Source organism: Arthrobacter sp. SDR-2R, assembly GCF_057747955.1.
Window position 1 is genome coordinate 3,691,033 of record NZ_CM173231.1, and the last position, 23,933, is coordinate 3,714,965.

A 23,933-nucleotide genomic window follows, 5' to 3' on the forward strand; every position below is an offset into this window, starting at 1 on the left:
TTTCGCCTCCCCGGCGGAGCGTTTGGACATGCCTCAACGGACACCGGGTGGGCACAGGATGGGAGCAACAACAACCACCTCAAGGGAGTAGCAATGACCACCTACGACATCGCGCTGATCGGGTTCGGCGGCGTCAACCGGACCCTGGCCGAACTGATTGCCACCAGAGGGGATGCGCTTGGCCGCACCCTCGGCTTTGACCTGCGGGTGGTTGCCATTACGGACCTTGGGCTGGGTTCCCTGGTCCAGGACGGGGGGATCGATCTTGACATGGCCTTGGGCCTGGATCCCGCCGTCGCGACATTTGCAGCGTACGGCGGGTCAGCGGACCCGGACAACGAGCGCGTGATCCGGACCTGCTCCGCAGGGATTATTTGCGAAGCAACGTTCACCAACCCTGCAGACGGCGAGCCTGCGGCTTCACACGTTCGCTGGGCGCTGGAGTCGGGAAAGAGTGTCTGCACCACCAACAAGGGTCCGGTCGCCCTGCATGGCCAGGAGTTGAGCCGGCTCGCGAAGCTTAAAGGGCTGCATTTCGAATTCGAAGGCGCGGTGATGAGCGGGACACCCGTCATCCGTTTGGCCAAACAACTGTTCCCCGGACTGGCGCTCAATGGCTTCGAGGGCATCCTCAATGGCACCAGCAACTATGTCCTGGGCAGGATGGAAGAGGGCCTCAGCTTTGAGGAATCGGTCCTCGAAGCCCAGAGCCGGGGGTACGCAGAGGCAGATCCCACGGCCGACATCGAGGGCCACGACGTCCAACTGAAAGTCCTGATCCTGGCCAATGAGCTGCTGGGGGCGGACATCACGCTGGCGGATGTGCAGCGCCAAGGGATGTCAACGCTGTCGCCCGAGGACATCAGGCGCGCCAGGAACGAGGGGCGGCGGTGGAAACTGGTGGGCTCCGCGCGGCGGAACCTGGATGGAAGCATCAGTGCCGGAGTTGCCCCCGTGGCGCTCCCCCTGGCCCACGGCCTCGCCGGGGTTTCGGGTGCCAACAATGCAGTGTCGTTCAACACCGATCTCCTCGGCCCGGTGACGGTGTCCGGACCCGGGGCCGGGCGGGTGGAGACAGCGTACGCCCTGCTGTCCGACATCATCGCCATGCACGCCGCACGGAACCAGGTGGCTGCAGATGCGTGAATCAACCCTTGCACCGCTGGATCACGCAACGGCCGCGATCCGGGAGGTGCTCAGCCCCTACGACGGCCGGGTGGTGGGAGCCGTGGCCCTGACCACGGCGGAGTCCGTGGACGCGATTATCCGGGCTGCCAGGTCCGGGGCGGCGCAGGCACGCGCATTGTCCCGCCATGCCCGGGGGAAGCTGCTGGACGCGGCTGCCGCACTAATCGACGCGCGCCACGCGGAATTCGCCCAGACCATCACAGCCGAGAGCGGCAAAACCATCCGCCAGGCACGAAAGGAGGTGCTGCGGGCAGTCAACACCCTGCGCCTGTCCGCCGCGGAGGCGCGCCGGAACGCCGGCGAGATCATTCCCTTTGACTCCTATGAAGGCTCCGAGGACCGCATGGGGTGGTACGCACGGGAACCGCTGGGCATCATTGCGGCCATCACCCCGTACAACGACCCCCTTAATCTGGTGGCACACAAGTTGGGCCCGGCAATCGCCGGAGGCAACGCCGTCATCCTCAAGCCGTCTGCGCTGACGCCCCTGTCCGCGCAACTGCTTGCCGAAGTCTTCGCCGAAGCTGGCCTGCCTGCTGGCGTCCTCACAGTGGTCCACGGGGACACGGACGTGGCGGAGGCGATCGTGCGGAGCCGGGAGGTCCGCATGGTGTCCTTCACCGGCGGATTCACGGCCGGCGAGGCCATTGCCAGGACCGCAGGCCTGAAGAAGCTGTCCATGGACCTTGGCGGGAACGCCCCGGTCATCGTCATGGATGATGCCGACTTGGATGCTGCCGTTTCAGCCTGCGTCTCCGGAGCCTTCTGGGCAGCCGGACAGAACTGCGTGGGGGTTCAGCGCATCCTCGTGGCCGCCTCCCGCTACCACGACTTCCGTCGGCGCTTCCTGCAGGAGGCGTCACGGCTGGTGGCGGGCGACCCCGCCGAGGAAGCCACCGACGTCGGTCCCATGATCAGTCCCGCCGCCGTGGATCAGCTCCAGGCCAAGATTGAGGCGGCGGTTGCCTCCGGCGCCGTGGTCATCGCCGGCAACACCAGGGTAAACAACGTGCTGCATCCGACGGTCCTGGAGAGAGTGCCCGCCGGCAGCAGGCTGTGGACGGAGGAGGTGTTCGGGCCGGTCGTCATGCTGCAACCCTTCACAACCTTCGACGAAGCCGTGGGGACCGCCAACGCCATCGACTACAGCCTTCACGCCGGGATCTTCACCGGCTCGCTGGACACGGCCCTGGACGCCGCGGGCCGCATCGACGCAGGCGGCGTCATGGTCAACGACTCGTCGGACTACCGCTTCGACGGCATGCCGTTCGGGGGATCCAAGTATGGCGGCCTGGGCCGCGAAGGCGTCCGCTTCGCCTATGAGGAGATGACCCAGCCGAAAGTGGTGTGCATCAAGCGCCAGGGCTGATCACCGGAAACGGAGCCTGGTCGAGAGCGTTTCCCGGCTGGGCCGGCTTCGCTGCCGCATCCCGCCGGATGTAGTTGGACAGGGTCATCGCCGTCACGGTGTCCGTCACGCCGGGCGTGGCCGCTATCTGCTCCCAGATCTCCTGGATGCGTTCAAGCGACCGTGCTTCCACCCGCACCAGCAGGTCGAAGTCGCCGCTGACCACATCGCACAGGACCACCTCCGGGATCGATTGCAGCACGGCGATGACGTCCGATCCGCGCACCCTGTCCTTCCGGTAGACCATCAGGAAAGCAGAGACTGTGCCGTGCCCCGGGGCGCCGGTCACCACGGTGTAGCCCTGGATGTAACCCTGCCGTTCCATCCTGTCGATGCGTTGCCGGACCGCATTGCGGGACAGCATCACCTTTGCAGCCAGCTCCGCGTGGCTGACCCGGGCATTGCGGGTCAGCTCCGCCAGGATGCCCTGGTCGATCCGGTCAAGACTCGCCCGATCCATGTTTCACCCTTCACTGCATGACGTCACAACAGCAGACACGAGTCGGCCCGGCTCCAGAACGAAAGCACACAGAGATGATACTTCGGCAGCAGCCGCTGCAGAGTCAGCGGAGAGCCTTCAGCTGCGTGCTGTTGGACATGGACGGGACGCTGCTGGATTCGGCGGCAGGCGTGACGGCGAGCGCCGCCCGGGCGCTTGCCGCCGTGGGGGCCGCTGTGCCACCGGCCGGGGACCTGGTCCGGCTGGTGGGGCCGCCCATGCTTGAGTCCTTCCGCGAGCACCTGGGACACGATGAGGTCCTTGCCCGGCTGGCGCTGCGGCATTACCGGAAGGCTTACGCGGATCACGGTGCACACCAGTCCGTTCCGTACACCGGGATCAGGGAACTGCTGGAACAGCTCCATCGTGCGGGCGTACCCATGGCGGTTGCCACCTCGAAGGCCGAAGACCAGGCGCTCCGGATGGCCCGCCTGTTTGGGATTGACCATTACTTCTCCGCCGTCTGCGGCGCATCGGACCAGGAAGCCAGGTGGAGCAAGGCAGATGTCATTGCCGAAGTGCTGGACAGGCTGAGGGCAGCCAAGGTGGATGTCTCTGCCCCGCTCATGGTGGGTGACCGCAGCTACGACGTGGCCGGGGCAGCCGTCCACGGCATTCCCACCGTCTTCGCCGGTTGGGGCTACGGCTCTGCAGGGGAAGAAGCAGGAGCCGCCTTCGTTGCGCCCTTCCCGGATGGGGTGCTGCCGGTTGCGCTGCCCTGACGGTACAGCCCTGAAAGGTACGACGCCGGCACTTCCCCAAGTGCCGGCGTCGGACCTGCACGTCGTGGCGGGGAAGGCAACCGGGTAAACTTGTCCGGTCATGCGCTGTTCCTACTTTGATGCCGGCACCTGCCGCTCCTGCACCCACATGGGCGTGCCCTACGGTGAGCAGCTGGCCGGCAAACAGCTGCACTGCCAGACCCTCCTGTCCGGTCACACCGAACTCGAATGGCTGCCGCCGGTGGCCAGCCAGGAGTCCGGCTTCCGCAACAAGGCCAAGATGGTGATCGGCGGGACCGCTCAGAATCCCACCATCGGGATCCTGGACGCCGATGGGCATGGCGTGGACCTGCGCAAGTGCGGCGTCTGCTCACCCGGCCTGCTCGCCTGTTTCCCCGTGCTGGCGAATTTCATCCGCCGGGTCCGTCTGACGCCCTATGACGTTCCCCGCCGGACCGGTGAACTCAAGCACGTCATCCTCACCGAATCCCCGGACGGCGAGGTCATGCTCCGGCTGGTCCTGCGCTCGGACCAGGTGGTGCCGCGCATCCGGAAGCACCTCCCGGACCTCCTGGCCGCCCTGCCGCAGGTGAAGGTGGTCTCGGTCAACCTGCATCCGGAACACAAGGCCGTGCTGGAAGGCGACCGGGAGATCCTGCTGACCGGCGAGTCCACCCTGAACATGCGGGTCAACGACATCAACCTGCACCTCCGCCCGCAAAGCTTCTTCCAGACCAACAGTGAGATGGCCGCGGCCCTGTACCGCCAGGGACGCGAGTGGGTCAACGAACTGGCGCCGGCCTCGGTGTGGGACCTGTACTGCGGCGTGGGCGGGTTCGCCCTGCACAGCGCCGCACCGGCCCGCACCGTCACGGGCATCGAAACCAGCAGCGAAGCGATCGTGTCCGCCCGCCTCAGCAGTGACGAGGCAGGCCTGGAGGGGATGGAGTTCCAGGCCGGCGACGCCACCGCGTTTGCCCTGGCCAGCAAGCAGTCGCCGGACCTGGTGATCGTGAACCCGCCCCGGCGCGGCATCGGCAAGGAGCTCTGCGGCTGGCTGGAGGCCTCGGACGTGCAGCACGTTGTGTACTCCAGCTGCAACGCGCAGTCGCTGGCCCGGGACCTGGCCGCGCTCCCGTCGTTCACCGCCCGGCGTGCCCGCGTCCTGGACATGTTCCCGCAGACCACGCACTACGAGGTGATGGTGCTGCTGGAACGGGCGGCTTAGGGCCCATAGGCGTCAGTTCCGGCGCGCGCGTTCGACGGCGGCCGCGCCGGCTTCACGCCCCCCGGCCCGGAGACCCGCTGCCACTCCTTCAGCATCGGCGTCGGAGCGGTTCTGGCTCAGTTTTTCCTTCGCCTCGATCCGGCTGATCACCAGCTCCACGCCCACGATCGCCCGCAGTTGCCCGGCAATGAACTTCTCCGGCGCGTCGTCCACGGCCCAGGGGTCTGCCCGGCCGTCCTCGTGCAGTCCGGTCAGGTGCCGGACGTGCCGTGCCAGCCAGCCGGCGTCGTCATGGATAACCAGCTCGCCGTACACGTGCGCGGTGCTGTAGTTCCAAGTGGGGACCACCCGCCCGTGCTCGGCCTTGGCGGCTTACCACGACGGCGAGATGTAGTCGTCGGGGCCCTGGATGATGGCCAGCGCCTCGCCGGCCGGCGCGGTGGACCACTGCGGGTTGGTGCGCGCCATGTGGGCCTGCAGCGCGCCGCGCTCCCCCACCGCCGGGTTGAAGGCGAAGGGCAGCAGTGTTGCCAGCAGGCCGTGGTCCGTCATGGTCACCAGGTTGGCGGCGCCGGGAGTCGTGAGGAGGTGCCGGACGGCATCGGGGCCGGCAGCAAAGTGGGCGGGAATGTACATGGGAAGTCCTTTCAGCAGTTCAGGGGGCCGGTTTGAGCCGGACGCGGACGGCCGCAGCGGCACAGAGGATCACGGCGAGGGCGCCGATCAGGGTGGTCCAGGTGAGCGCCTCCCCCAGCAGCAGCGCGGCCCAGCCGATGCTGAGGACGGGCTGGAGCAGCTGGATCTGGCTCACCTGCGCCATGGGGCCAATGGCCAGCCCCCGGTACCAGGCGAAGAAGCCAAGGAACATGCTGACCACGGCGAGGTAGGCGAAGGCAGCCCACTGGACGGGTGTGGCCGACGGCGGCTGGTCCAGGACCGACACTACGGCGAGGACCAGCATGGCCGGCGCGGCAAGGACCAGCGCCCAGGCGATGGTCTGCCACGAGCCCAGCGTGCGCGCCAGCAGGCCGCCCTCCGCGTACCCCACCGCGGCGCAGGCCACGGCGCCGAGCAGCAGGAGGTCCGCCCAGTGCAGGTGCCCCACGCCGCCTGACTGGAGGAATGCGAAGGAGATGGCTGCCAGCGAGCCGAGCGCCATCACCACCCAGAAGGCGGCCGGGGGCCGCTCTCCGGTGCGCAGGACCGCCACCGTTGCGGTGGCGGCCGGCAGGAGGGCGATGACCACGGCTCCATGTCCCGCCGGTACGGCAGTGAGGGCATAGGACGTCAGCAGCGGAAAGCCGACGACGACGCCGCCCGCCACGAGCGACAGGCGCAGCCAGGTGCGGGGCGGGGGCAGCCGCTGGCGGGTGATGGCAAGTGCTGCGATGGCGAGGGCAGCGGCCACGACGGCCCGGCCGGAACCGATGAGCAGCGGCGGGATGCCTGCCACGGCCACGCGGGTGAACGGAACGGTGAAGGAGAAGGCCGCCACGCCGAGCAGGCCCCACCAGATTCCGGTGGCCTTTCGCGGCGATATCACTGGGCGATTCAGGACAGTAGCGCTACTATGTTCTTTCATGAATAACGATAGCAGTTCGCGGATCGTTGCGGCACTCCGGCAATGGGTCGGCGGCGCGGGTCCGGGGGCCCGGCTGCCGTCCACCCGGCAGCTCGTTGCCGAGTACCAGGCCAGCCCGGTGACAGTGCAGAAGGCGCTGCAGGCGCTGACCGCCCAGGGGCTGATTGAAAGCCGGCCCGGCGTTGGAACGTTCGTGCGTGCCGTGCGCACCGCCCGTCCGTCCGACTATGGCTGGCAGACGGCTGCGCTGCGGTCGCCGTCGTCCCCGCTGCCGTCGTCGTCGGGCACCATGCGCAACGTTCCCGGCGATGCCATCTGGTTCCATTCCGGCTACCCGGACCGCGAACTGCTGCCGGAACGGCTGGTCCGCGCCGCGCTGGCCCGGGCTGCCCGGGGCGACGCCGCACTGTCGCGGCCGCCGGCGGCGGGCATGCCGGAGCTGCAGCAATGGTTCGCGCAGGAACTGGGGTCGGCCACCCCGGTGGGCATCACGCCTCCCACCCCGAATGATGTGGTTGTGCTGCCCGGAAGCCAGAGCGGGCTCAGCTCCATCTTCCGTGCGCTGGTGGGCGCGGGACAGCCGCTGCTGATGGAGTCGCCGTCGTACTGGGGCGCCATCCTTGCCGCCGCGCAGACCGGGGTGCGGGTGGTTCCGGTGCCCACCGGCCCGGACGGGCCGGATCCCGCGGACGTGGACCGCGCCTTTGCCGAGACCGGGGCGCGGGCGTTCTACGTGCAGCCCAACTATTCGAATCCCACGGGCGGGCAGTGGGCGGCAGGGCGCGGCGACGAGATCCTGGACGTGGCCCGCCGGCACGGCGCGTTCCTGGTGGAGGACGACTGGGCACACGATTTCGGCATCACCTCCGACCCCGTTCCGCTGGCAACCCGCGATGATTCCGGGCACGTGGTGTACATCAGGTCCCTGACCAAGAGCGTGTCCACCGCCATCCGGATTGCTGCCGTGATCGTCCGGGGACCGGCGCGCGAACGCATCCTGGGCCAGCGCGCCGCCGAGTCGATGTACGTCAGCGGGCTCCTGCAGGCCGCCGCGCTGGACGTGGTGACGCAACCCGGGTGGCAGACCCACCTGCGGAGCCTCCGGCAGCAGCTCCAGTCACGCCGCGACCTGCTGGCCACCAGCATCCGGGAGCACCTCCCCCAGGCGCACCTCGATGTCCTGCCGAAGGGCGGCCTGAACCTGTGGCTGCGCCTGCCCGACGCCACGGATCTGCCGCGCCTGGTGCGGGACTGCGAGGATGCCGGCGTGATCATAGCCGCCGGCACGGAGTGGTTCCCGGCCGAACCCGCCGGAGCCTTCATCCGGCTCAACTACTCGGGTCCGAATCCGGGCGCCTACCCGGAGGGTGCGCGGCTGATCGGTGGGGCGCTGGCCAGGCAGGGCTGACCTCCGCACAACCGGGATCTTCAAGGTTGGTGCAGGAATACATCAAGATTTGCGCTTAAACCGTTCCGGCCATCCCGGCGTAGCTACGCTGGCCGTGCACATCGCATCCAGCACACGCACTTGGGGGAACCATGCCTGCCGTCCAACGCTTTTCCGCGCCCCGCACCCGCCGTCGGGAACCCGCGCTGACCCCAGGAGCCGCCGGGCGGAGGGGCCCGCACAAGGTGCTGGGCGCCGGGGCCGCCGCCGTCGTGCTTCTGCTGACCGGGTGCGGTGCACCCCAGGCCTCCCTGAGCGCCGCTGCCGGACCCGCCAGCGAATCCGCCACCGCAACGCCCATTGCCGGTACGCCGTGCACCGCCGCAAACGGGCAGCAGGTTTCGGCCGGCACCACCTACGTCTGTACCAAGGACGGGTCGGGCAGGCTGGTGTGGCTGGAAGCCGCGGAGTCCAAGCGCGTCACGGAGAAGCTGGCAGCCGCTGCCGCAGCGAAGGCGGCCGCCGACCAGGCCGCGGCGGAAAAGGCAGCCGCCGAGAAGGCGGCAGCTGACAAAGCCGCTGCCGACAAGGCCGCGGCTGACGCAGCCGCCGCCCGGCAGGCCGCCGAGGCGAAGGCGGCGCAGGATGCTGCGGCAGCAAAGGCCGCCGCCGAAGCAGCCGCGAAGGCGGCAGCGCCGCCCGCTCCCGTTGCGCCTCCGGCCCCTGTTGCCCCGGCCGTTCCGGGCACCAATCCCGGCTGCGACCCGAACTACTCAGGGTGCGTCCCCATTGCCTCGGACGTGGACTGCGCCGGCGGAAGCGGCAACGGACCGGCCTACGTCAGTGGCCCCCTCCAGGTTATTGGCAGGGACATCTACGGGCTGGACGCCGACCACGACGGCGTTGCCTGTGAGCGTTAGGGCTGGACGAAGGCCTTGACCAGCTCATCACTCTTGTCCCACAGCCCGCGCGCCAGTTCGGCGTCGTAGGCCTGCGGGTTGGCCTTGGCCAGGGCCCGCTTGGCGTAGTAGGCCCCGGAGATCCAGTCCGTGCCGGGGGTGCCGTTGATGAGCCACAGCATGGTGTCGGCACCCTGGTCCGGGCTGAGCATGAAGCGGTTCAGCAGGGTCTTGTAGGCATGCCGGAAGGGGCTGGTGGAATCTGCCGCGAAGTTGGTGCGGACAACGCCGGGGTGGAACGCCGCCGTCGTGATTCCCCGGTCATGGAAGCGGCGGTGCAGCTCGGACGTGAAGAGGATGTTGGCGAGCTTGCCCGTCCCGTAGGCGCGGTGGGTGCGGTACCCCTGCTCGGCCTTGAGGTCGAAGAGGTCCATCTTTCCCGAGTAGTTTGCGGCGCTGGCGGTGTTGATGATCTTCGCGTTGCTGGCCGCCAGCGTGTCCATCAGCAGGGTGGTGAGCAGGAACGGCGCCAGGTGGTTGACCTGGAACGTCAGTTCGTTCCCGTCCACCGTGAGCGTTCGCTTGCCCATCATGCCGCCGGCGTTGTTCGCCAGGACGTCAATGCGGGGGTACTTTTCCTCAAGTTCCGTGGCCAGGGTCCGGACCTGCGAAAGGTCGGCGAAGTCGGCGAGGTAAAAGTCTGCACCAATCTCCTCCGCCAGGGCGCGGGTCTTTTCAGCGGAACGTCCGACGACGACCACCTGCTCCCCCGCCTTTGCCAGTGTCCGGGCGGCCGCAGCGCCGATGCCGTCGCTGGCGCCGGTGATCACGATGGTGCGAGGAGTCAAGGGGTGTCCTTCGGTTGGCGGGTGGCGCGCATGGAATGCACGCCATGGGGAACAACGACGGCGGGGCGGCCGGTGTTCCCGCCAGGGGCGGACCTGACGCATAAAGGGGCCCGGACGCGTTCCGCTCCGCAGGGAACTGGACTGGGTCCGGGCCCAATTTATTATGGGGGTGCCGATCGGCACCCTGCCGAATTACGCCTTAGCAGGAAAGTGCTACTGTCCCGGTGAGCCCGTTCGGGTCGGTAGCGGTGCAGCGGAAGATCCCTGTACCTACCGGTTGCTCGATCACGAGCGTGATGGACGTGACCGTCAGAACCGGGTTGATGCCTTTCCAGTTGCTGTTCGGGCATCCCGCTTCAGCCGCAGTGACCTCGTTCTTGGCGGTCAGGTCGACCGGGTTGGTCACGAGGGTCAGGTTACCGTTCTTGATCGCCGAACTATCGATGAAGGTGGGTTCGCTGACAGGCCCTTCCAGGACCTTGTTCTGACCCGGGGCAACGTTGCCGCCCTGGTTCTGGCACTGGTAGACGGCGAAACCGGAAACGGTGACCGTGGCCTTGAGATCGGAATTTCCGAGGCCCGCGAGTACGGCGCGACAAGTGGTGGTGGATGTTGACCCGTTGGCGGTCACGGTACAGACCGGTTCGCCGCCTTTTTTGAAGTGTGGACTGGCGGCTTGGGCGGAAAGCCCGGTCGTGAACACAATGACGATTGCTGCGAACAGCATGAACAGTGGTCGGAGATAAGATCTCATGATTGCCTCTAGGGTGGCGGTCCGTCTCCGAATGATCATCGAAGGCGGGACTTTAGTTGATGGCCATCGGACTCTTCGCTGATGGCGAGATGAGCCGCTCTGTTGACCCCCAGCTACCATGGGCAAAGCCCTGCGCCCCGCGTTACGCGGGGTCCCCGAAACGGCAACAGCAGCATCCTTACGCCTGCATGGATCTGCAATTGCAGCTAAAGGATACTGCCCTCGGCGGACAGCGTCCATGGCCCGGGCTCCCCTACAATCCCCCTTTTTTGGCGGATATTCCCCCTGTTAAGCCACTCGGATGGCCACCCGAAGCAAGCGCATTCGATTCAGGCTCCCGCCAGCTTCTCGCCTGAATGCAAGAAGCGCCAGCCTCCGGTCAGAGGCATCTGACCGGAGGCTGGCGCCACGTGTTTGGTGGGTTGCTTAGCCCCCTATACCGGCCACCATGAAGATGACCGCGGCGACGGCGAAGCCCATCACGCCGATCAGCGTTTCCATCACGGTCCAGGTCTTCAGGGTGGTCTTGACGTCCATGCCGAAGAAGCGGCCAACCAGCCAGAAGCCGGAGTCGTTGACGTGTGAGACCACTACTGAGCCCGCAGCCACGGCGATGACCAGCGCCGCCACCTGCATGCCCGTCAGCCCCGCGGTGGCCACTGCCGGGGCGATGAGGCCCGCGGTGGTGGTCAATGCGACGGTGGCCGAACCCTGGGCGATGCGCAGGATGGCGGAGATGAGGAAGCCGGCCAGGATCAGCGGGATGCCCAGGTTGCCCAGGACAGAAGCCAGCGCCGCGCCGATGCCCGAGGTGCGCAGGACGCCGCCGAACATGCCGCCGGCGCCGGTAATAAGGATGACAGAGCAGACCGGGCCCAGCGAGGACTCAAGCAGCTTCTCCAGGGCACCGGCGTGGGTTCCGCGGCGGGCTCCGAGGACATACATGGCCACCAGCACGGCGATCAGCAGCGCCACCGGCGTTTCACCCACGGTGCGAAGGAGCTGGAACCACTGTTCCTTCTTCACGGCGTCGGACAGCACACCGGAGGAGGCCAGGGTGTTCAGGCCGGTGTTGAGGAAGATCAGGACCAGTGGCAGGAGCAGCAGGCCAATGATGGTGCGGAACCGGGGCGGGTGGGACTCGGCCTCCGCGCTGGCGTGGCCCAGGATTTCCGGCACGGGCAGGACCAGCTTCTTGCCGGTCCAGAGGCCATACAGGTAGGCCGTGACGTACCAGGTGGGAATGGCGGTGATGAGGCCGGCGATCAGCACCAGGCCGATGTTGGCGTCAAAGAATGCAGCGGCCGAGACCGGCCCCGGGTGCGGCGGCAGGAAGATGTGCATGACCGAGAACGCGCCGGCGGCCGGAAGTCCATACCGCAGCACGCCGCCGCCAAGTCGGTGGGCTACGGCGAAGACGACGGGCAGCATGACCACCAGGCCGGCGTCGAAGAAGATGGGGAAGCCGAAGATCAGGGAGGCCAGGCCCAGGGCGAACGGTGCCCGTTTCTCGCCAAAGACGCCGATCAGGTAATCGGCCAGGACTTTGGCGCCGCCGCTGGTTTCCACGATGCGGCCGAGCATGGCGCCGAGGCCGACGAGCAGTGCCACGGTACCCAGGGTGGTGCCGAAGCCGTTGATCAGGACCGGAACCACCTGGTTGGCGGGGATTCCGGTGGCGAAGGCGGTGGCGAGGCTGATGAGGATCAGTGCCACCAGCGCGTGCATCTTCAGCCGGATGATGAGGAACAGCAGCACAAGAATTGCCGCCGCGGCGATGAGCAGCAGGGGGCCTGCACCCATCGTCTGGGTCCATCCTTCGATGGTCATGGTTCTCCTTTGAAACAGGGTTGGGGACTACGGGGTCAGGACGCTTTGGGCGCCTGGCCGGCGGGGAGGTTCAGGGCCCGGACGACGGCGGCGACCAGCTCTTCGGGTGAGTGCGAGATATCGAGGCGGAGGCTGCCGGCGTCGAGCTCTTCCTGGCTGAGCGGTTCAAGGGTGGCCAGCTGGCTGGGCAGCAGGGCGGGCGGCATGAAGTGGCCCACCCGGCCCTGCATCCGCTGGCTGATCAGGTCCGCGCCGCCGTCGAGGTGGAGGAAGATGACACGGCCTTCGGCGCCGGCGAGCAGCTCCCGGTAGCCGCGCTTGAGCGCGGAGCAGGTGAGGACGGTGCTCTTGCCGGCGGCGGCCTGCGCGGTCATCCAGCTGCGGATCTCATCGAGCCAGGGCCAGCGGTCCTCGTCCTGGAGCGGAATCCCCTGGCTCATCTTGGTGATGTTCGCTTCTGGATGGAACTCATCTGCTTCGGCGCAGGCCCATCCCAGCTGCTGGGACAGGGCGGCCGCAAGGGTGGATTTGCCGGAACCGGCAACGCCCATGACCACCAGGTGCGTGGCTGGATACTGCATGTCATACCTCCGGAGAAGACGTCTTTGGCTTTCGAAGAAGCTCGCTGCGGGTCCGGTGTTCATCGGACCAAGCGATAAGGTATCACCTTTTTGAGCAATAGATACTATCTATTCGTGTCACAAGTCATACCTTTGGCGGTTAGGGGGCTATTCTTGAGGGGCGCACCGGCGCGTAAGGGAACGGGGAAAAGAATGTCGACGGCGACAGTCCAGGACGGCGATGAAGTGCACGACGGCGGGCCTGCCCCAGCCACGCAGGGCCGGGTTATTGAGGCAGTGGGGGTAGCCATAGCCTCCGGGAAGCTGGCCCCGGGCACCCGCCTCACCCTTGAAGGGCTGCAGCACGACTACGGCATCTCCCGGACCGTTGCCCGGGACACCATGAAGGTCCTGGAATCGATGAACCTGGTCTATTCGCGGCGTCGCGTGGGCATCGTGGTGCAGGAACCGTCCCTGTGGAATGTGTTTGACCCCAACCTGGTGCGCTGGCGGCTGGCCTCGGACCGGCGGGACCTGCAGTACAGCAGCCTGACCGAGCTGCGCATCGCCGTCGAACCCATCGCGGCCGCTGGGGCGGCACGCCGGGCCAGCGCAGCCGAACGTGCCCAGCTCGTGGCCCTGGCCGCTGACCTCCGCAAGCTGGGCGAGGCTGGTGATCTTCAGGCCTTCCTGGCCGCCGACATCGCCTTCCACCAGCTGCTGCTGCGAAGCTGCGGCAATGAGATGTTCCGTGCGCTGGAAGGAATGATCGCGGAGGTCCTGACCAGCCGGACCCGGCAGGGGCTCATGCCGTTCAAGCCGAGGAACGAGGCGCTGAAGGCGCACGAGGACGTGGCCTCAGCCGTGGCCGGCGGTGACACGGCGGAGGCTGAACGGGCCATGCACCACATCCTCGATGAGGTGCGGGAGGCCATGGGACTGCACTGACCCGGAAAACGCAGGTCCGGCCGGGGCAACCGCCCCGGCCGGACCGTGTAGCCGGCGTTAGTCGACCACTCTCACCTTGCCCACCATGCCCATGTAGTCATGGAGTGCGCAGATGTACTCGAACGTTCCTTCGGACTTGAACGTTACTTCGAATGTGCCGCCACCGGGCGGGATGATGCCCGAACTAAGGTCGCCGCCGGTGAAATGCTCCGGGTCGCCGGACGGGGCGAAAATGTTCGCCGGTTCAGTGCCGAAGGTGACCGTGTGGGGTGCGCCCACGCCGTCATTGACGAACTCCACCGTCTCGCCCACGTGCACCGTCACGGTGGGCCGTACGAACCGCATGACCATGGCCACGCCGTCGTCACCGCCTGCCATCACCTTGTGGTTGGATGCCTCCTGTGCCAGGGATGCGTCCAGTTGGTGCCCGTCCCGGAGGATGGCCCGCTCCTGCGCCCGTGATGCCTTGTCGTAGTCAGCTTGGCTGTACGGGTAGTCGGTGCCCCGGTCGCGCACGTGCACGGTCCCCTTCATCATCGTGCCGTGGACCAGGCAGTAGTAGGTGAAGTTTCCTTCCCGGGGGAAGGACAGGGTGTAGCTCCTCGCATCCGGGAAGCCAGGGACGTCCACGTTGGCCAGGATGCCGGAGTTGTAGTACGACTTTCCGTCGTAATAATCCTTTCCGCGCTTCTGCAGCTCATCGTCGCTGAACGGATTGAACGGCTGCAGCGACTGGCCTGCCGCCAGGAACGTCACGGTATGTATTTCTGCGGAGTTTGCCTGCCAGGTGATGGTGTCCCGCTCATTGATGTAGATCTCTGAGGGAAGGAAGGCCATCCCCTGGATCTCCTGGTCGCTGGACTCAGAGCCCACCTGTACCTGCCAGGTCCGGTGGCCCCCTCCGTCGGCTGACGCGGGGCCGGCTGCAGCCAGGGAGGCGAGCAATGCGACAGCGAATGCCACAATCAATGCCAGCTTGTTGGATCTCGGTTTGATTCCCCGATAGTGCTTCATGGCGATGCTTTCTTGAACGGCGATCTGTTAAATGCCGATTTGCAGCTGCGGCCGATTCAAACCCATTGCATGACTGGCCCAACCGGCCACTGTTTTTTCGGAGTGAAGGTGCCGGCTGCCGATGCCGGGGAGCGCGGGCAGCCAGTGCCGGCCGGTGATCGGGGCCGGATATGCACCACCCCAACTGGTGCCGCGCAGGTTCAATTCTCTTCCCAGCCAAGGCGCTGGTTCCGCACGTCAGAGGCGTGCGCAGTACAAGAGTGCTCCTGCAATTCACATTTGTCGAGACGGTTCTTCCAAGGAAGATGCCCGCCCAACGCTCAGCCCTGGGGCAGGCCCAAGCCGGGGAACTGGCACACACGGGTTAAACAAAAAGCAGGGCCTGCCGATAATGAACTGGTCCCCGAAAGTTGGACTCGCAAATGCGATGTATCCACCTTAGCGGCCAGCGATCGGCTCTTCGCAGAAGTCCCCGTCCCATTTGGGGCGGGGACTTCTGCGTGTTTGTACTACCTGCCAAGCGAAGGGGTACGAGAGCTGCACCTGGGTTTAGCCCGTTCATTGACCTTCATGCCGTATTCGTGGATCGTTTGGTCCATGAGCCGGGGGACGCGAATCGCTTTGTCTTTGATGGTTTCCGTGTTGGTGCTGGCGGGCATTTTTGCCGGCGTCCGGCTATGGAACGTCCATCAACAGACATCGGACTGGGTCCTGTCGCCCAAGGAAGTTCCGTCCAAAGTGCACTTTGCCGACCGCGAATATAACTGTGGTCCCAACCCACAGCCCGCCGAACACGATGTATCCGCCCTAACCTCTCAAGGCAGGACAGCCGGAGGGGGCGAGATATTTGCTCAGGAGCCTTCTGCCGAAGCCAGAGTGTTTATCGTCGTGCAGACAGGCAAGGGCGCGTTCGGCTGCGGTCTAATGGGGGGACCCTAGTCCAGCTGTGCTTCTAATTGGGACCTAAGCCGCAAGCATCTGAGCACGGTACTGTGCCGGGCTCAAGCCCTTGAGCTTGGTGGAAATTCTTTCGGTGTTGTACCAGCTGATGTATGCGTGCAGCGCTGATGCGAGTGCGTCGGTGTTGAGGAACCGGACGCGGTGGAAGAGCTCTTCCTTCAGGTGTCCGAAGAAGTTCTCCATGACGGCGTTGTCGTAGCAGTTGGCTTTGCGTGACATTGATTGGACGGCGCCGGCGTTCTCCAGGAGTGTGCGCCAGGAGTTGTGCTGATACTGGAACCCTTGGTCTGAGTGGACGAAGGGTTTCTCCCCGTTCTCCAGCGTGGCCAAGGCGCCGCGCAATGAGGAGTTGGTCAGTTCCAGGTTGGGCGAGGTCCCAATGGCGTAGGAGATGATCTGCCGGTCGAACAGGTCCATGATCGGTGAGAGGTAGAGTTTCCTGTCGCCGACGCTGAACTCGGTCACATCGGTAACCCACTTCTGGTCTGGGGCGTCCGCGTCGAACTGGCGTTTCAGCAGGTTCGGGGCCACGATGCCATGCTCGCCCTGGTAGGAGTTGTACCGCTTCCTGCTTCGGACCTTGCAGACCAGCCGGAGGGAACGCATCAGCTTCAGAACCGTCTTCTTGGCGACCGTCCATCCTTGCTTCAACAGTTCAATATGGATCCGGCGATGCCCGTACCGGCCGTGGTTCTTCGTAAAAATGTCAGTGACAGCGGCCTTCAGGGACGCCCGTGGATCGGGGCCATTGAGTTTGGCTTGGTGGTAGAAGAACGTGGACCGGGCTAACCCGGCCACGTCCAGCAGAACCTCTAATCGGTGCTCAGCCTTGAGAGCGATGACAGCGCGAACCTTTAGCGCTGTTCCCTGTCCCTCAAGGCGTTTACTTTTCCCAGGAAAGCAACCTCTGCACGAAGGCGTTCGTTCTCACGTCGCAGCCGCTGCAGCTCCGGTTCCTGCTGCGGCGGGGTATCTGGGTTCTTCCTTGGGCGGCCTTTAGGTTTCGGACGGAGGCCTTCCTCGCCCTGAGCCCGGTACCGCATCGCCCACACGGCTATCAGGTGTGGCGAGGATAGTTCGAGCTCTTTGGCCAGTGCGACCCTGGTCTCGCCGGAGATATATCGCTGCACGGCGTTGAGCTTGAGCTCGAATGAATACACGCGGTTGCCTGGTTTGGTCACAAGAGCAGTATCTCCACGAACGCGCCATCTGTCGTGCAACCGGAGGATCGGCTTCCGACCCACCCCGAGCCTGGTTGCTACAGCTCTGGAGCCCCACCCGATCTCAAACAGCGCCACCGCGGCCTCGCGCTGTTCCTCGGACAACGAACTTCTTCCATGCATAAAACTGCTCCCCGTAAGTCAGAACTGAATTTTCAGTCCAACTTTCGGGGAGCAGTTCATAAACGGCAGGCCCTGCTAGGAAACCTAACGGTCCCGGAACTCTAAGGAATTAGAGAGCCTGGATGTTGGTGGCCTGGGGACCCTTGGGGCCCTGCTCGGTGTCGAAGGAAACCTTCTGGTTCTCTTCGAGGGAGCGGAAGCCGTTGGAGTTGATCGCGGAGTAGTGCGCGAAAACGTCCTGCGAGGAGTCGTCCGGGGAAATGAAGCCGAAGCCCTTTTCAGCGTTAAACCATTTGACGGTACCAGTAGCCATTATTTTTGTCCTTCGTGAAGGTGGAGGGAAAATCCCGACTTTCGGGCCCTCCGGCGTGGGGTGTTCAAAAACCGCTACTTCAGAAGAACACGGACTTTCGACCGCGCGTACTGCCTGAACTACCAACTGCATAAACACAACAACAGTCTCAACACTACAGGAGTTTCCGCCCACACCTAATCCCGCACCTGTTGGGCGCCGCTAAACCTGGCCGCCGCCTTCCAACGCCGTGCTGTAGCGGGTGTACCCCGGCCGGAGCCGGACTGAGTGCGGCCCCACCATCGATATGTCCTCCCACAGCACCAAAAACGAGCCGCGGTGCCGCCACCGGAGGATCCGGGCCAGCAGCCAGGGCCGGGTGAGGCCGTTCCGCTCGTAGCCCAGGAACGATGCGACACTGTGCGGGCTGACCACCAGCCCCAGCAGCCGCGGCTCCGCCATCAGCTGGTGCGGGGCTCCGTCCAGCACGAAACGGGCGTCGGCAACGCGGCCCAGCCGTCCGCCGTCGGCATCGTGGACCGGTGTGCCCAGCAGGTCACCGAGGATCATGGCGGCCTCCCGGTATCCGCGCAATGATCTTGTCCCGCACCCACCGTTCCACCCAGCTGGCGTCCAGCGGCTCCCCGCTCACGCCAAGGCGCACCACCACACCCACTTCCGCCACGTCCTTCCACGGGATGCGGATTAGCCGGGACGACGGCGGCCTGCCGCCAAAGATCCGCGTGGCCAGGACCGCGCCGGTCAGCAGGGCGGTGATGGCCGGCGGTGCCGTCCCCGCCGGAATCTCCACGTCCAAATCAGGCCCGCCCACCTCAAGGTCGTCCACGGTGGTGACCGGGACGCCGTCGTGGTCCAGGACCTGCCGGTCCATGAGGTGCAGTTGCGCGTCCAGGATGCGGCCGCTTACGCGCGGAACCGGCGGCAAAGGACCGGATGGCGATGTCATGAGCCTGCTCCTGTCACAATCATGAGCGGGATGGCGGCAACCGAGGCCACCAGGATGATCACCAGGTAAACCATTCCCAGCACGTTCACGGCCCTCCCGTTCACATGCTCGCCCATGTACTGGGGATCATTGGCCACGATGAGGACCGGCAGGTACGTGAGCGGCAGGGCGATGGCGGAGAACACCACCGAGTATTCGGTCACCAGCACCGGGTCCACGCCGGTGGCCAGGACGGCCATGCCCACCAGGAGGCACACCATCATCGACAGGTGGAACCGCGCGGCCTCCGCCGGCCGGCGGAACTTCCCCCAGGACCAGCCAAAAAACTGGGCCAGGGTGTATCCGGACGAGAGGGTGGTCTCCAGGGCGGCGCCGAACGTGGCGGCCACAATGCCCACCAGCACAAACGCCAGCCCGACCTTCCCGGCACCCTCCGCCACGGGCAGGACCACCTGGGACAGCGACGTCACCGAAATACCGGCGGGCAGGAGGACGACGGCGGCGCACCCGGCGATCGCCACGGACAGCAGGCCGCCCAGCGGGAAGCCGACCAGGACGTTGGTGCGCTCCTGCAGCAGGTCCTTCACGGTCCAGCCTTCCTCGACGGCCCCGGAGGAGAAGAAGAAGACCTCATAGGGGGTCATGGCAGCGCCGAACAGCGCGATCGCGTAGTAGCTGTAAGTCCATACCGTTTCCTGCGCCGGCACGGCCGGCGCCAGCTGCCCGGCGAGCGCACCCCAGTCCGGCTTGAGCAGGAACAGCGCCACCGCAAAGACAATCAGCGTCAGCCCCAGCAGGCCCGTGACGTTTTCCATGATGGAGAACCGCACCCGCCAGATCACCAGCCACACTGCCACCGCGGCAACGGGAATCCACAACAGGTAATACACACTGCTGGCCAATTGCAGGGCCAGGGCCACGCCGCCGATCTCCGCCGTGACCGTCATGAGGTTGATTAGGAACGACGCCGAGAGGTTGGCCAGCCCGGCCCGGGGCCCCAGGCGTTCGCGGATCACTTCGAACGTGGCGCGGCCGGATGCGGCCGCCACCCGGCCGGACATGTTGGCGAAGAGGCAGATGCCCAGTACGCCGACGGCCACCACCCACACCAGCGACAGGCCGAAGCGGGAACCGACAACGGCGTTGGTCACCAGGTCCCCGATGTCCACGAACCCGCCGATGGCGGTGAGGATCCCGAGCGCGACGCCGAGGAGCCGCTTCACGGTTCCGCCCTCATTGTGACCCCACCTTGCCTTCGAGCTGCTTCAGGGCGTCCTGCGCGTCCGCGAGCGCCTTGTCACCGTCCGCGAGGGAGGGGGCGCCGCCGTCGTTCCCTGCCAGGGCGGCGCGCGCCACGGCGAACCCCGCGGCGCAGTGGTCCAGCACGTCCAGTGCCTGCTTCTGGGTTTCGCGGTCCTCCTGCGTTGCCGGCGAGAGGTTGAGGACGGTGTTCCGGCTCCCCTGGACTTCTTTTAGCTCATCGTCGAGGGCGGTGGAGGTGGCGGCGCGGGTCAGCTTGCCGTCCATATCCTGCCGGAGCGCGATCCGGGCTGTGGCCACCGCGGAGGAGCTGTCCTTCACGGCGGTGGCCACCGACTGGCTGGTGCCGCCGCTGCAGCCGGTGAGGAGGGCGAGCGCGGCGAGGGCAACGAACGCGAGCCGGGGTGCGGTGGCGGGACGGTTGGCCGGGCGGCACCGGCTTCCTGCAGCCGGGGCGGAGGCCGGCGTGTTCAGCACCGTTGCCTCCAGCCCCCGGGACAATCCCGGATCCATGCGACCTGGCGGGGCAGCCACAAAATAGTTGCCTTGAGCTATATATAGCACTCCGCCGGGAAGTTTGACCTGCTCAGGACGCGATTTATTGCCGGCTGGGCGCATGCATCCCGGACCCTCGACCCCGCCTCCGAATAGGCATATCCTGCATCCAGATCCTGCGGATACACCCTGCCACCGGGAGATGAAGCCATGGAGATGCCCAAAGCCACCGAGGAAGACAAAGAGCGGTTCCGGCGCGTGGTTCCCGACCATCCGGGGGTGGTGGTGAAGCCGATGTTCGGCAACCTTGGCGCGTTCGTCAACGGCAACATGTTCGCCGGGCTGTTCGGTTCCACCATCGGCGTGAAGCTCTCCCCGAAGGACAAGGAGGTGCTGGAGTCGTCCGAGCGGACCGTGCCGTTCGGGCCGGCCGAGCGGCCCATGGGCGGATACACCGGGCTGCCGGAAATGTGGAATGAAGAGGGCGACGGCGATGACACCCGGGCGCGGGCCTGGGCCGGGAAGGCGCTGGACTACGTCGCGTCCCTGCCGCCCAAAGAGCCCAAGGAACCTAAAGCCCGTGCGTCCAGGACCTCAAAGGCGGCGCAGTAGCCATGTCCGCCCCCGCGGTTTCCCGCCATGAGACCAACACGGTGGTAGTGGGCGCCGGACAGGCAGGCCTGGCCACGAGCTACTGGCTGTCGCAGCGCGGCGTGGAACACCGGATCCTGGAGCAGCGGCCCGCCCTGGGCGGCGCCTGGCAGGACCGGTGGGATTCCTTCTACCTGAACACCCCCAACTTTTCAGTCTCCCTGCCGGGGAAGCCCTACGACGGACCGGAACCGGACGGGTTCATCGCCCGGGACGCCACCATCGACTTCTTCCGCCGCTACGCCCGGGACATCCATGCCCCGGTGGAGCTGGACACGACGGTGACCCGGATCGCCCCGGCGGATGCCGGGTTCACCCTCGAAACGGACCGGGGCACGTGGGCCGCCCGGAACGTGGTGCTGGCCAGCGGCGCCTTCCAGCGCCCACGGACCCCGCCTGCCGCCGTAGGCCTCTCCCCCGAAGTCCTGCAGCTGCACAGCCACGACTACCGCAACCCCGCCCAGCTCCCGCAAGGTGCGGTGCTGGTGGTGGGCACCGGGCAATCGGGCGGCCAGATCACCGAGGACCTGCTGGACGCCGGCCGCACTGTGCACCTGTCCGTGTCCAGCTGCCCGGAGGCGCCCCGGCGGTACCGGGGGCAGGACATCTTCCACTGGATCGTGGAGGTGAACGTCCACGGCCCGGAGTACGGCATCAACGCGCTCCAGGTGGACGGGCTGCCCTCCCCCGCCGGACGCTTCATGTGCAATCCGCTGCTGTCCGGCAACGACGGCGGCCACAGCGTGCACCTGCGCGAACTGGGCCGCCGCGGCGTCCGGCTGCACGGCCGGTTCGAGGGAATCGACGACGGCGTCCTCGTCTTCACCGACGACCTCGCCGAGCGCCTGGCACTGGTTGAGGCAGGGTTCGGGCAGCGGCTGGGGCGGCTGTCCGATGCGTACATCAAGGCTGCCGGGATCGACGCTCCGGCGGCGGACGTGGCGGAGGAAGACCACTGGCTGCCCGCAGAGCCAGGCGCCCGGCTGGACCTTAAGGCGGAAGGGATCACCTCCATCATCTGGTGCACGGGCTACGCGCTGGACTTCAGCATGCTGGACCTTCCCCTCCTGGACGAATGGAACTACCCGCGCCACACGAAAGGCGTGACGGAGCACCCGGGCCTGTACGCCGTCGGGCTCCCCTGGCTCACGCGCCATATCTCCGCCACCCTCGTGGGGGCGGGCCCGGACGCCGAGTACGTGACCGGACATCTGGCAGCGCGCCGCTGACCGGCGCCGGCGAAAGACAATGCCATGGAACCGCTCCGCGTGATCCTGCTTCCCGGCAGCGTCCTTCCCGCCGGCCCCGCCTACGGCGCGCTGCTGCAGGTCCTGGGACCCGGAGTGGACGCCATCGCCAAGGACCTGGAGCTCTACGCCGGGGATGCCCCGCCGCCGGGATGGAGCCTGGATACAGAGGGGGACGGCGTGCTCCGCGAGGCCGACGCCCATGGCTGGGACACCTTCCACCTGGTGGGGTATTCCGGCGGCGGGGCTGCCGCGTTGGCCCTTGCCGCCTCACATCCCGGACGGCTCCGCACCCTGGCGCTGCTTGAGCCGGCCTGGGCGGGAAACTGGGACTGGAGCCTTGCCCATACCGAACTGTGGCAGCGTTACGGCCAGTTGTCCGCCCTGCCGCAGGACGAGTTCATGCCGGCCTTCATGAGGCTGCAGGTAAAGCCCGACGCCGTCCTGCCGGCACCGCCGCCCGGCCCGCCGCCGCCGTGGATGGCCAAGCGGCCGGCAGGCATCAGCGCCTTCCTCCAGGCGTTCAACACCTATGACCTGGACCGCGGCCGCCTTGCCTCCTTCACGAAACCCGTGCTGTTCGTGCTGGGCGGCATGAGCAGTCCGGACGAGCAGGGCGACAACGCCGCCCGGCTGTCCCGCGTCTTTTCCGATTACAGGCTGGAAGTCTTCCCGGGCCGCCACCATTTCGACCCCCCGCACCGGGCTGAGCCGCAGAGGGTCGCCGCACTGCTGCGTGGGCACTGGACCCGGGCGGAGGCGCTCCTCTGATGGCCCGCATGGGCTCACCGGCCGGCCCACCGGCCCGCTGGCCCCCTTAGCCTGCCCGGGACCCGGGGCCGTGCGTCTTCTGCCGTCCGTCGCGGTGGGCGACGTAGGCGTAGACCATCAGCGTGATTCCCGCCAGGATCATGATGGCCGGGAAGGCGAAGTCCAGGGAAATGAACACCACCGTGGCCTGGAGCGCAAAGATCAAACCCATGACCGTCAGGACCGCCGCGGGGATCAGCGGCCAACTCATCCTTTCGCTGGGGTGGTCGGCAGCGTGCCCGGAGCTACGGACCGGGACCAGGGAGAGCGCGCCGAAGGTGGCTGCCAGGCCCAGGAACAGGACGGCCGCGGTCGGCATGCCCTGCAGTTCCTGCGGGAGTGCCACGATGACAGCAAGCGTCAACATGACGCCCGCCGGGATCAGGGCCCACCAGTTGGTGCGCTCGCGGAGGAACACGGCGGCGAACCCGCCACCCATGAAGAGGAAGAGGAAAGATGCACCCCATGCGCCGTTGGTGAGCTGCGTGGTGGTGATGACCGCTGCCAGGCCCAGGAACACGGACCCGGGGATGGCCGCCCACCAGTTCTCCCGGCGCTGGACGAACAGGGACAGGAACAAAACCCCTATGGCCGCGAAGATCAGCGGTGCGACAAAAGCTGCCGTGTCCATGACGCCGAGCCGGTCCAGCAGTAAGAGCCCACCCAGCCCAATAAGGACAAGGCCTGCAATAATGCTTGCGTTCGCCGATTTCACCGTGTGCCTCCCGGATCCGGCAGGCGGCCTTACGCCGCCCTGCTGATTTCAGGCTAGGGCGGCCCCGCAACCGGAAACAGGGCACAAAGCCCCCGCCTTCCAAGGGAACCAAATCTCCAAACCTTCCACGCGGGAATCTGTACCCGTCCTCCCCCATGACGGGACTTTCAGCCCTACAGCGGGACCCCAGACCCTTGGCATCCTTGTAGGGGCGCCGTCCGGGTCCTCAGGTTTGCGAGGCCGGAGTGGCTTTCCCCCTGACGCCCCTCCCTATAGACCCAGTTCCCTTGCACACAGTTCACTTGCACACACTTCCCTTGCCGCTG

25 protein-coding genes and 1 pseudogene are annotated in these 23,933 nt (G+C 66.5%); 10 read left to right on the forward strand and 16 right to left on the reverse strand.

Annotated features, from left to right (window positions below; genetic code table 11):
- Nucleotides 1–93: 93 nt before the first annotated feature.
- Nucleotides 94–1,146, forward strand: a complete 1,053-nt coding sequence (locus AC3ANU_RS16975) for a homoserine dehydrogenase (protein ID WP_018771818.1) — start codon at nucleotides 94–96, stop codon at nucleotides 1,144–1,146.
- Nucleotides 1,139–2,557 carry an aldehyde dehydrogenase family protein gene (locus AC3ANU_RS16980; protein WP_488314908.1) on the forward strand — a complete coding sequence of 473 codons (1,419 nt, stop codon included), beginning with the start codon at nucleotides 1,139–1,141 and terminating at the stop codon, nucleotides 2,555–2,557. The genes AC3ANU_RS16975 and AC3ANU_RS16980 overlap by 8 nt, the downstream gene beginning before the upstream one ends.
- On the opposite strand, the gene AC3ANU_RS16985 is transcribed toward AC3ANU_RS16980, so the two are convergent.
- Nucleotides 2,541–3,056: an Lrp/AsnC family transcriptional regulator gene (locus tag AC3ANU_RS16985; RefSeq protein ID WP_018771820.1), complete on the reverse strand. Its 516-nt coding sequence runs from the start codon at nucleotides 3,054–3,056 to the stop codon at nucleotides 2,541–2,543. The genes AC3ANU_RS16980 and AC3ANU_RS16985 overlap by 17 nt on opposite strands.
- A gap of 125 nt (nucleotides 3,057–3,181) precedes the next feature.
- On the opposite strand from AC3ANU_RS16985, the gene AC3ANU_RS16990 reads away from it, so the two are divergent.
- Nucleotides 3,182–3,817, forward strand: a complete 636-nt coding sequence (locus AC3ANU_RS16990; RefSeq protein WP_488314909.1) for an HAD hydrolase-like protein — start codon at nucleotides 3,182–3,184, stop codon at nucleotides 3,815–3,817.
- Between the two features lie 100 nt (nucleotides 3,818–3,917).
- Nucleotides 3,918–5,045, forward strand: a complete 1,128-nt coding sequence (gene rlmC, locus AC3ANU_RS16995; RefSeq protein ID WP_488314910.1) for a 23S rRNA (uracil(747)-C(5))-methyltransferase RlmC — start codon at nucleotides 3,918–3,920, stop codon at nucleotides 5,043–5,045.
- A 12-nt stretch (nucleotides 5,046–5,057) separates the two neighbouring features.
- Here rlmC and AC3ANU_RS17000 read toward each other — a convergent pair.
- Together AC3ANU_RS17000 and AC3ANU_RS17005 are read right to left on the reverse strand one after the other, a co-directional pair.
- A pseudogene (locus AC3ANU_RS17000) lies at nucleotides 5,058–5,681 on the reverse strand (FMN-binding negative transcriptional regulator).
- Between the two features lie 19 nt (nucleotides 5,682–5,700).
- Complete coding sequence (locus AC3ANU_RS17005; protein WP_488314911.1) at nucleotides 5,701–6,627, reverse strand: DMT family transporter; 927 nt, start codon at nucleotides 6,625–6,627, stop codon at nucleotides 5,701–5,703.
- On the opposite strand from AC3ANU_RS17005, the gene AC3ANU_RS17010 reads away from it, so the two are divergent.
- Both AC3ANU_RS17010 and AC3ANU_RS17015 read left to right on the forward strand, forming a co-directional pair.
- A complete protein-coding gene (locus tag AC3ANU_RS17010; protein WP_478222178.1) occupies nucleotides 6,626–8,035 on the forward strand; it encodes an aminotransferase-like domain-containing protein in 1,410 nt (469 codons plus the stop codon). The genes AC3ANU_RS17005 and AC3ANU_RS17010 overlap by 2 nt on opposite strands.
- A 131-nt stretch (nucleotides 8,036–8,166) precedes the next feature.
- Nucleotides 8,167–8,934, forward strand: coding sequence for a hypothetical protein (locus AC3ANU_RS17015; protein ID WP_155845660.1), 768 nt, complete (start codon nucleotides 8,167–8,169; stop codon nucleotides 8,932–8,934).
- Here the strand turns inward: AC3ANU_RS17015 and AC3ANU_RS17020 are convergent.
- The 4 genes from AC3ANU_RS17020 to AC3ANU_RS17035 all read right to left on the reverse strand — a co-directional run bounded on the left by AC3ANU_RS17020 (nucleotide 8,931) and on the right by AC3ANU_RS17035 (nucleotide 12,926).
- Nucleotides 8,931–9,761, reverse strand: a complete 831-nt coding sequence (locus AC3ANU_RS17020; protein WP_488314912.1) for an SDR family NAD(P)-dependent oxidoreductase — start codon at nucleotides 9,759–9,761, stop codon at nucleotides 8,931–8,933. The genes AC3ANU_RS17015 and AC3ANU_RS17020 overlap by 4 nt on opposite strands.
- 199 nt (nucleotides 9,762–9,960) lie before the next feature.
- Complete coding sequence (locus tag AC3ANU_RS17025) at nucleotides 9,961–10,488, reverse strand: hypothetical protein (protein WP_488314913.1); 528 nt, start codon at nucleotides 10,486–10,488, stop codon at nucleotides 9,961–9,963.
- A 453-nt stretch (nucleotides 10,489–10,941) separates the two neighbouring features.
- Nucleotides 10,942–12,345, reverse strand: coding sequence for a GntP family permease (locus tag AC3ANU_RS17030; RefSeq protein ID WP_018771829.1), 1,404 nt, complete (start codon nucleotides 12,343–12,345; stop codon nucleotides 10,942–10,944).
- Between the two features lie 35 nt (nucleotides 12,346–12,380).
- On the reverse strand, nucleotides 12,381–12,926 hold the full coding sequence (locus tag AC3ANU_RS17035; protein ID WP_056393373.1) for a gluconokinase: 546 nt from the start codon (nucleotides 12,924–12,926) through the stop codon (nucleotides 12,381–12,383).
- A 192-nt stretch (nucleotides 12,927–13,118) separates the two neighbouring features.
- Between AC3ANU_RS17035 and AC3ANU_RS17040 the strand changes: the two genes are divergently transcribed.
- Entirely contained in the window at nucleotides 13,119–13,853 is a 735-nt protein-coding gene (locus AC3ANU_RS17040) for a FadR/GntR family transcriptional regulator (protein ID WP_026266159.1), read from the forward strand.
- 57 nt (nucleotides 13,854–13,910) lie between these two features.
- On the opposite strand, the gene AC3ANU_RS17045 is transcribed toward AC3ANU_RS17040, so the two are convergent.
- The 8 genes from AC3ANU_RS17045 to AC3ANU_RS17080 form a co-directional block, all read right to left on the reverse strand.
- Nucleotides 13,911–14,867, reverse strand: a complete 957-nt coding sequence (locus AC3ANU_RS17045) for a plastocyanin/azurin family copper-binding protein (RefSeq protein WP_488314914.1) — start codon at nucleotides 14,865–14,867, stop codon at nucleotides 13,911–13,913.
- Between the two features lie 963 nt (nucleotides 14,868–15,830).
- Nucleotides 15,831–16,667, reverse strand: coding sequence for an IS3 family transposase (locus tag AC3ANU_RS17050; RefSeq protein ID WP_224084482.1), 837 nt, complete (start codon nucleotides 16,665–16,667; stop codon nucleotides 15,831–15,833).
- Between the two features lie 14 nt (nucleotides 16,668–16,681).
- Nucleotides 16,682–17,152: a helix-turn-helix domain-containing protein gene (locus AC3ANU_RS17055; protein ID WP_478222907.1), complete on the reverse strand. Its 471-nt coding sequence runs from the start codon at nucleotides 17,150–17,152 to the stop codon at nucleotides 16,682–16,684.
- A gap of 127 nt (nucleotides 17,153–17,279) precedes the next feature.
- Entirely contained in the window at nucleotides 17,280–17,483 is a 204-nt protein-coding gene (locus AC3ANU_RS17060) for a cold-shock protein (RefSeq protein WP_009372930.1), read from the reverse strand.
- 201 nt (nucleotides 17,484–17,684) lie between these two features.
- Nucleotides 17,685–18,032, reverse strand: coding sequence for a PRC-barrel domain-containing protein (locus AC3ANU_RS17065; protein ID WP_018770411.1), 348 nt, complete (start codon nucleotides 18,030–18,032; stop codon nucleotides 17,685–17,687).
- Complete coding sequence (locus AC3ANU_RS17070) at nucleotides 18,019–18,429, reverse strand: hypothetical protein (RefSeq protein ID WP_488314915.1); 411 nt, start codon at nucleotides 18,427–18,429, stop codon at nucleotides 18,019–18,021. The genes AC3ANU_RS17065 and AC3ANU_RS17070 overlap by 14 nt, the downstream gene beginning before the upstream one ends.
- A complete protein-coding gene (locus AC3ANU_RS17075) occupies nucleotides 18,426–19,652 on the reverse strand; it encodes an Nramp family divalent metal transporter (RefSeq protein WP_134164600.1) in 1,227 nt (408 codons plus the stop codon). Before AC3ANU_RS17075 ends, AC3ANU_RS17070 begins: the two co-directional genes overlap by 4 nt.
- Nucleotides 19,653–19,662: 10 nt before the next feature.
- Nucleotides 19,663–20,202 (reverse strand): hypothetical protein, encoded by a 540-nt coding sequence (locus tag AC3ANU_RS17080; protein ID WP_155845587.1) that lies wholly within the window; start codon nucleotides 20,200–20,202, stop codon nucleotides 19,663–19,665.
- Between the two features lie 192 nt (nucleotides 20,203–20,394).
- Between AC3ANU_RS17080 and AC3ANU_RS17085 the strand changes: the two genes are divergently transcribed.
- Genes AC3ANU_RS17085 through AC3ANU_RS17095 form a run of 3 tightly spaced genes read left to right on the forward strand, consistent with a single transcriptional unit; the run spans nucleotide 20,395 to nucleotide 22,853 of the window.
- A complete protein-coding gene (locus AC3ANU_RS17085) occupies nucleotides 20,395–20,796 on the forward strand; it encodes a TfoX/Sxy family protein (RefSeq protein ID WP_478222184.1) in 402 nt (133 codons plus the stop codon).
- A 2-nt stretch (nucleotides 20,797–20,798) separates the two neighbouring features.
- Nucleotides 20,799–22,064, forward strand: a complete 1,266-nt coding sequence (locus AC3ANU_RS17090; RefSeq protein ID WP_223994378.1) for a flavin-containing monooxygenase — start codon at nucleotides 20,799–20,801, stop codon at nucleotides 22,062–22,064.
- 24 nt (nucleotides 22,065–22,088) lie between these two features.
- Nucleotides 22,089–22,853 carry an alpha/beta fold hydrolase gene (locus AC3ANU_RS17095; protein WP_488314916.1) on the forward strand — a complete coding sequence of 255 codons (765 nt, stop codon included), beginning with the start codon at nucleotides 22,089–22,091 and terminating at the stop codon, nucleotides 22,851–22,853.
- 46 nt (nucleotides 22,854–22,899) lie between these two features.
- Here the strand turns inward: AC3ANU_RS17095 and AC3ANU_RS17100 are convergent, their stop codons facing one another.
- A complete protein-coding gene (locus AC3ANU_RS17100; RefSeq protein ID WP_488314917.1) occupies nucleotides 22,900–23,607 on the reverse strand; it encodes a hypothetical protein in 708 nt (235 codons plus the stop codon).
- Nucleotides 23,608–23,933: the final 326 nt, after the last annotated feature.